The following is a 6,961-nucleotide window of genomic DNA, read 5'->3' as shown; positions in this document are numbered from 1 at the left end:
ACCGAAGCGAGATCGGGAATCGCGGGATCAGCATTGGCGCGCAGGAAATCGTCCCACGACCAGATTGACAGGTCCCAGATCTCGCGGTTTGCAAATTCCTCCGGCACCAGGCCGCGATCAACCATGGAGCGCGCGCCCGGACGGTCGCGCTCATAGTTCGATACGACGGGGAAATCGACCTCGACCACCTCGGCCCCGAGTGCCTGCAGGTCATGCGCGGCCTGCCGCCAGAGCTCCAGCACCGAGGCGCGCGTCTCGATCGGCCGGCCGGCGCCGAGATCCTTGCCGATATACATTTTCGGCACGCCGAGCCGCTTGCCCTCAAGCGCGCCTTGCAGGGGAAGCCCGGTATAGCTCGTCGGCCTCAGCGCTGATGCCCTCGGGATCGAAACCCAGGGCTGCACGCGCCAGAAGTCGCCGCGCGTGTCATGGTCGTCGGCGACGATGACGTCGAGCAGCTCCAGCATGTCCGGCACGCTGCGCGTATGCGTCACCACCACATCCATGGTCGGCACCAGCGGCCAGTTGCCGCGCACCGAGATCACGCCGCGCGAAGGCGTGTAGGCGACCAGCGCGTTGTTGGAGGCGGGCGCGCGGCCGGATGACCAGGTTTCTTCGCCGAGCCCGAAGGCGGCGAAACTGGCGGCCGTCGCCGTGCCCGAGCCGTTCGACGAGCCGGAGGCGAAGGCAGCCGTGAGATAATCCTTGTTGTACGGGCTCTCGGCGCGACCATAGGCGCCGCGCTGCATGCCGCCATTGGCCATCGGCGGCATGTTGGTGAGGCCGATGAGCACCGCGCCCGCGGCGCGCAGCCGGGCAATCGTGAAGGCGTCCTCGCTGGCGATCAGATGCTCGAAGGCCGGCGAGCCGGCCGCGACCGTCAGGCCTTTCACCTTGTAGCTGTCCTTGGCGGTGTAGGGGATGCCGTCCAGCGGTCCAAGCGTTTTGCCCGCGCGGCGTCGGCGGTCGGAAGCTGCCGCCTCCTCGAACACCTTTGGATTGAGGATGGGCACGGCGTTCAGCGCTATGCCGTGGCGGTCGTAGTGGGCGATGCGCCGCAGGTACGCGCCGGTGAGCTCGACGCTTGTGACTGTGCCGTCTTCCAGCGCGCGGCGCAGGTCGGCGATCGAGGCTTCGACTATATTCATGGCTTGGCGAACCTCTTGTCAGCAATCACGCGTCCGGCGAAGGCGTAGTCGCGAAGGCCGCGTTCCTCCGCACGCCCCTGCTGCCCTGCCGGGCATCTCCCCGCAAGGGGGAGATTGATGTCGCCCAGACATTCACCAATCACCAGCATGCCGCAAGGCACCCACCTCTCACAGCGTCTTGCTGTCGAACTGGCCGCTTTCCTTCATGAGCTCGATGTAGGTCTTGGCCTGGGCGTTGCCGTGCTCGGCCGCCTTGAGGAACCACTTGGTTGCTTCCGGGTAGTTCGGCTTGCCGTCAATCCCCCGCAAGTAGAGCGTACCAAGGCTGAACTCGGCATCGACATTGCCAACCTGGGCTGCTTCAAGCCACCAGGTCTCGGCGGCCTTGTCGTCCCTTGCGACGCCTACGCCGTTTGCATATGCATAAGCCAGGCTGAGCTTCGAATTTAGCTTTCCCTGCCGTGCGGCCTTGAGCCACCACGCAATTGCATTAGCCTTGCTCTCCGAGACACCGGTACCCGTGGAATAGGCGTTCCCGACTGCCTCCTCGGCCTCTGCGTTGCCCTGCTCAGCAGCCTTGCTCAACCAAGCGAGTGCCTGGCCGTCGTCCCGTTTGACGTCCTGGCCCAATCCATACATCGTGCCGATATTGTATTGCGCGACGGCATGCCCCTTAACCGCGGCTTTCATCCACCATTGGAAGGCCAATCCGCCATCCCGAGCAAATCCGCGGCCTTCATGGTACAGAATGCCTAGCTGATATTGGGCATCGGCATTACCCCCGTCGGCTGCCATCTGCGTCCATTCGGCGGCCAGCCGGTCATTATTCTCGACACCTTCGCCGAGCAAATAGGCCCGGCCAAGATTGTAGCCGGCTTCGGCATTTCCTGCCTCGGCGCCCTTGCGCCACCAAACCGCGGCTTGAGCGTGGTCCTGCGGAACACCCGCGCCAGCGGCATACATCCCGCCGAGCGCGGATTGCGCCAGAGGAGTGCCTTGATCCGCTGCCTTGTTCATCCAGTAGAATGCCTGGGCGTCGTCCCTGGCAATGCCATTTCCCGTGCGATACGCGTTCGCGAGACTGTACTGTGCCACCGCAACGCCGCTGGCCGCGGCCTTGATCCACCATTTGACCGCCAACCGGTCGTCCCGAGCAACGCCGAGGCCTTGGTGGTACAGAATGCCGAGTTGCCCTTGAGCGTCTGCGTTGCCTGCGTCCGCCGCTTTGAGCCACCAGGCTGCACCATCCCGGCTGCTTTGAGCAACGCCCCTGCCCTTCAAGTACGCATTCCCCAGCAACAACTGTGCTTCGGCGTTGCCTTGCTCCGAAGCTTTGCGCCACCAGGCAACGGCTTGAACATCATCCTGCCGTACGCCCATGCCAAGCCAGTACATCGAACCCAGGCTTGATTGTGCTAAGGCGTCCCCCCGGTTGGCCGCCCTGCTCATCCAGAGGAGTGCCTGGGCATCATCCTTGCCAACGCCCTTTCCAGTAGCATACGCGGTGCCGACACTGTATTGCGCCTGCATGACGCCACCGGCAGCGGCCTTCATCCACCATTGAAATGCAAGGCTGTCGTTCTGTGTCAGGCCCTCACCCAGATGGTAGAGGACGCCGAGCATCCATTGGCCGTCCGCGTTTCCCTGATCTGCAGCCTTGCGCGCCCATGTGGCGGCGAGTTGGCTGTCTTTCTCTACGCCTAAGCCGAACTTGTACGCCCTGCTGAGGACATAAGCGGCTTCTGAATGCCCTTTGTCGGCCGCCCTGCGAGTCCAGATCGCTCCTGTTTTGTCGTCTATCTTGACGCCCAGACCGCTATAATAAGCCTGACCGAGGCTGTATGCCGCCTCGACGCTTCCTGCATCGACCGCTTTGCGCCACCAATAGACCGCCTGTTCAGCACTTTTGACCACCCCCTGACCTTGCAAATAAAGGACGCCGAGCTGGTATTCGCCATTTGCATTGCCCTTATCCGCCGCCTTCCTCGCCAAACTGGCCGCAAGCTGATCGTCCTTCGCGACACCACGTCCAAGAGAATAAGCTTGGCTAAGCGACGCTTCAGCCTCCGCAATTCCGCCGTCAGCTGACTTGCGCCACCAGTAGACCGCCTGCTCGTCGTTCTGTGCGGTTCCCTCACCACGCCAGTACATTGCGCCGAGATAGCCCTGAGCATCCCGGTTGCCCATGCTCGCCAGCACCGACAGCTGACGAAATTCTTCCTCATAATCCTTAGCTAGGTGCGCCGCCTGTACTTTCCTTATTGCCGACCATTGCGCATAGTAATTTCTCAACGGTCCAAGCAGCACATAAGCGGCCAGCAATGCCAGGATTATGAAAAGGATTCTTCCGTGGCGCCGCACAGGCGCACTGATGACAGTTGTATTCGCGTCCAGAGACCCGTCGTTATTGCTCATAGTACCCGCCCCACTTGCAACCACCAGTAATTAGTAGCGCAAGCAGAGCCGTTCTGGAATATCCGTGGTTGCGAATATCTCGATCACTCCGGCGCGCCGGCGAACAGCACCGTGCCCTCCCCTCCTGCCGCCGGCCAGTTGCGGATGGTGCCGTCGAGGCCGCCGGTGAGAAGCGTGCCGTCGGCGGCGAAGGCGACCGAGTAGATCGGCCCGGTGCCGGGGTCGAACTCGGCGATCTCGGCGCCCGTATCCATATTCCAGATCCGCGCCGTGCCGTCGAGCGAGGCGGAGCCGAGCCGTTTGCCGTCGGCCGATAAGGCGAGCGCATAGACGGTGCCGGAATGACCGTCGAAGCGGCGCACTTCCTTGAAGGTGTCGAGGTCCCAGAGTTTTATCGTGTAGTCGCCACTGCCGGTCACCGCATGGTGGCCATCGGCCAGGAAGAGCGCGCCATAGGCGCCGCGCTCGTGGCCGTGCCAGCTGCGCAGCTGCTTGCCTGCAAGCATGTCCCAGAGCTTCAGTTCGCCGTCGATGCTGCCGGTGAGCGCCCTGGTGCCATCTGGCGAGATGGCGACGGAACTCACCGACCAATCGTGGCCCGGCAGGACATGCAGCACCGTGCCTTTCAGCAAATCCCAGATGACGACGGAACCGGTGTCGTGGCCGCTGACGGCGAGCTTGCCGTCGGGGCTGATCTTCAGTTGCCGGACGCCGCCGTTCGCTCCGGACGAGAAGACGTGCAGCACTGTGCCATCGGAAAGCTGGCGGAGCACGATCTCGCCATCGTCGCCGGCGGTGAGCGCGTTTCTGCCGTCGGGCATGAAGAGTGCGCTGCGCGCCATGTCCTTGTGGACGCCGAGGTCGCGGATCAGCCGCTTGCCGTCGATATCCCAGAGCTTGATCATGCGATCGGTGCTGGCGCTCATGATCTGGTGGCCGTCGGCCGACACCGCCAGCCAGACGACGGCATCGCGGTGGCCTTCCGGCGCGGTCGGCTGGGCTGGGGGCGGTGGCCGAGGCGGCGCCAGCGTCTGCGGCGGCGTGGCCGGCGCCAGCGCGGTCTGCCAGGCCGGCGTTGTTGCAGGCTGCGCCCGTGCGGCGGGCTGCGGCGGAGCGGCCGCCGGCTCGGACGGTCCGGCCGTGGGCGCCGGCGCGACAGGCGCGGAGGCCGGCTCGGTCCCAGGCTCCGCCGGAGCGACGGCGACTTCCCTGGCCGGCGCGGCCGCATCGCGCTTGCCGTGCCGCTCATTGCCCTTGTCGTCATCCTCGCCGACCAGTTCGGCCGGTGGCGGGAAACAGGGGGCGATGCGGCGCAGCCGCGGACGCCCGGCCGGCACGATCTCGGCGTCGCGGCCGAACAGCGGCGCCGAAGGCTCATGCCTTGGCGCGCCCGGCAGCAGGCCGGCGAGGAACGAAAGCCCGGCGAGAATCGAAAGCATGCCCGCAGCGCCGAAGATCCCGGCGCTCGTCGCGGCCGGGGGCTTGCCGCCCAGCACCAGATAGAGCTTGGCGAAGCAAGCGAAGCCGACGACGAGCATCGCCAGAGCCAGCAGCCTGTCGGTCGATCTTTTCATCGGCATCCCCCAGGCGCCTCCACTCCAACTGGCGGAAGGCGCATCGGCCATTCTAGCCGAGCTTTTCGCCGGGGCTAAGTGCAAGAGATCACACGAAGAAAGGTAAACGTGCTTTGGCGCGACGTGACTTCTTCAATCCCGCCGCCGGCCGAATTTCGGCTTTACTCAGCCGGCCGGCCAATATCCCGATGCTCAGAACCGAAGCGTGATGTCTTTCGCTCCATAAACAAGCGGCCCGTGAGCAGAAAGCCACACTCCCCAAGAATAACAAGCTCGACTACCCGCGCTGGTTGACAGCAAACGCTCTTATGACATTATCCGCCCGGGATTTTCAGGAGAGCCACAGCATGAAGAAGATTTACGAGAAGCCTGTGTTGGTCCGCAAAGGCAAGCTTTCGACAATTGTCGCCGGCGGTCCTTCTACTGTTATCAATGGCGGCGGCCCGGCGAGCTGATCTGCCGGACAATCTGCTGTTAATGCCTGCCGACCCTGGCTCCTTCTTGCGATCCAGGAAACTCGCGGAACCGGCCATGAAGAAAACCTATGAGAAACCAAGGCTGGTCAAGAAGGGCAGGCTTTCGGCAGTCACCGCCAACGGCGCCACTTCGCTCACCTTCTGACCATTACAGCGCGTTGCACCGAAATTCAGGCAACGCGCTGCAATTCCTTGTTTTGATGCACTTCTTCTCCCGAAGCTGCGGCATCCTCTGGGCGACCCAGTTCGCCTTTGCTTGACACATGTCCCCCGCAAAGCCGCCGCGCTTTAGCAGACATGCATCAGAGCGCCAGCACGAGATCATCCAACACCATCTGCCAGTGATGCTTGGTCGATAGACGCACGCGCGTCACCGCCTTCAGCATCGGCGCGTATTGAACCGGCGCCAGCGCCGACAGCGTGACCTCGTCGCGCGCGATCAACTCGTCCCCCAGCCAGCTTTCGACCAGCGCGCTCTCCCCTTCCGAGCGCAGCCATGCGGCGGTCAGCATCACCGAATGGAAGCCGAAAGGCGCCGCACGGCCGAACTCTGCCGGATGGCCGCTGCTGGTGTAGGCGATATAGGCGCCCGAGACGTTGCCGTTGACGTAGCCTTCGCTGTTCCTGGTGTGGTCACGCGACATGGCGTTGAGATTATACCAGTCGAGCCCGGCGTACCCGGAAGGAATCTTGCACAGGCCGCGCGTGGTGATGTCGTCGAAGCCGATGGTGCTGAGCGCCGCGTCGGGCTCAAGCGCCCCGGACGCAAGCAAGCCGAGGTCGGCCGGATAGGCCGACAGCGCGAGGCGCCGGTCGAACCCGCCGCCGGCGATCACGACCTGATCGGCCTCGGCGGCGAGCGGGAAGCGGAAGGTGGTGGCCGCGCCGAGCGGGTGGCTTTCGAGCAGCTGGCCGTTGCCCATCACGGATAAGGTTGCGGTGGCCGCGGCCGGCGTCCTGCCGCTCACCATGCGCGCAGGGGTAAGGCCGACGGGCCCTGGCAGGCCCTCTCCGGCCAAACCGACAAGCGAGCCGGGCGCATCCGTCACGCGCACAGGCTGGTTCTCGTTGGCGCCGCTGGCGCGCCAGCCGGGCGGCACGGAGACCGAAAAGCGAAACGTTCCAGGCGAGCGGATCACGGCGCTGCGCCGCGTCGACGACATCGGGAAATTGGCAAAACCGGCAGCGTTGCTTCGCGCCGCGACGATGAAGCGGCCGGACTGGTCGAACAGCCGCACCACGATGCCGGCCATCGGGCGGTCGGCCTGACCATAGGTTCCGTCGCCGTCGACATCCATGAAGACGAAGGATGAGAAGTTCAGCTTGCCGGATGTCGGACCCCAGGCGG

The 6,961-nt window shown here is 64.3% G+C and carries 6 protein-coding genes; 2 read left to right on the top strand and 4 right to left on the bottom strand.

Features of this window, described 5'->3' with window-relative positions:
- From EOA79_RS27630 to EOA79_RS27620, 3 genes are all read right to left on the bottom strand, one after another.
- Positions 1-1,148, bottom strand: a 1,148-nt coding sequence (locus tag EOA79_RS27630; RefSeq protein WP_128293479.1) for an amidase, incomplete at its 3' end; no start/stop codon positions are given.
- 168 nt (positions 1,149-1,316) lie between these two features.
- Positions 1,317-3,563: an SEL1-like repeat protein gene (locus EOA79_RS27625; protein ID WP_095824523.1), complete on the bottom strand. Its 2,247-nt coding sequence runs from the start codon at positions 3,561-3,563 to the stop codon at positions 1,317-1,319.
- A gap of 83 nt (positions 3,564-3,646) precedes the next feature.
- Entirely contained in the window at positions 3,647-5,137 is a 1,491-nt protein-coding gene (locus EOA79_RS27620; RefSeq protein WP_128293478.1) for a WD40 repeat domain-containing protein, read from the bottom strand.
- 347 nt (positions 5,138-5,484) lie between these two features.
- On the opposite strand from EOA79_RS27620, the gene EOA79_RS27615 reads away from it, so the two are divergent.
- Both EOA79_RS27615 and EOA79_RS33010 read left to right on the top strand, forming a co-directional pair.
- A complete protein-coding gene (locus tag EOA79_RS27615) occupies positions 5,485-5,592 on the top strand; it encodes a hypothetical protein (protein WP_095824524.1) in 108 nt (35 codons plus the stop codon).
- Between the two features lie 76 nt (positions 5,593-5,668).
- On the top strand, positions 5,669-5,758 hold the full coding sequence (locus EOA79_RS33010; protein WP_164746769.1) for a lasso RiPP family leader peptide-containing protein: 90 nt from the start codon (positions 5,669-5,671) through the stop codon (positions 5,756-5,758).
- Positions 5,759-5,915: 157 nt separating this feature from the next.
- Here the strand turns inward: EOA79_RS33010 and EOA79_RS27605 are convergent.
- A partial coding sequence (locus EOA79_RS27605; RefSeq protein ID WP_128293476.1) for a hypothetical protein occupies positions 5,916-6,961 on the bottom strand: 1,046 nt, incomplete at its 5' end.

The sequence above is a fragment of the Mesorhizobium sp. M1A.F.Ca.IN.020.03.2.1 genome (assembly GCF_004023205.1).
Classification (GTDB): domain Bacteria; phylum Pseudomonadota; class Alphaproteobacteria; order Rhizobiales; family Rhizobiaceae; genus Mesorhizobium.
The sequence above is the reverse complement of the archived record's forward strand: the minus strand, read 5'-3'. Positions and strand labels throughout refer to the sequence as shown.

Bases quoted from the DNA above. Each gene is read 5' to 3' on its own strand.
- EOA79_RS33010 (WP_164746769.1), top strand. From the start codon at position 5,669: ATGAAGAAAACCTATGAGAAACCAAGGCTGGTCAAGAAGGGCAGGCTT.
- EOA79_RS27615 (WP_095824524.1), top strand. From the start codon at position 5,485: ATGAAGAAGATTTACGAGAAGCCTGTGTTGGTCCGCAAAGGCAAGCTT.
- EOA79_RS27620 (WP_128293478.1), bottom strand. From the start codon at position 5,137: ATGAAAAGATCGACCGACAGGCTGCTGGCTCTGGCGATGCTCGTCGTC.
- EOA79_RS27625 (WP_095824523.1), bottom strand. From the start codon at position 3,563: ATGAGCAATAACGACGGGTCTCTGGACGCGAATACAACTGTCATCAGT.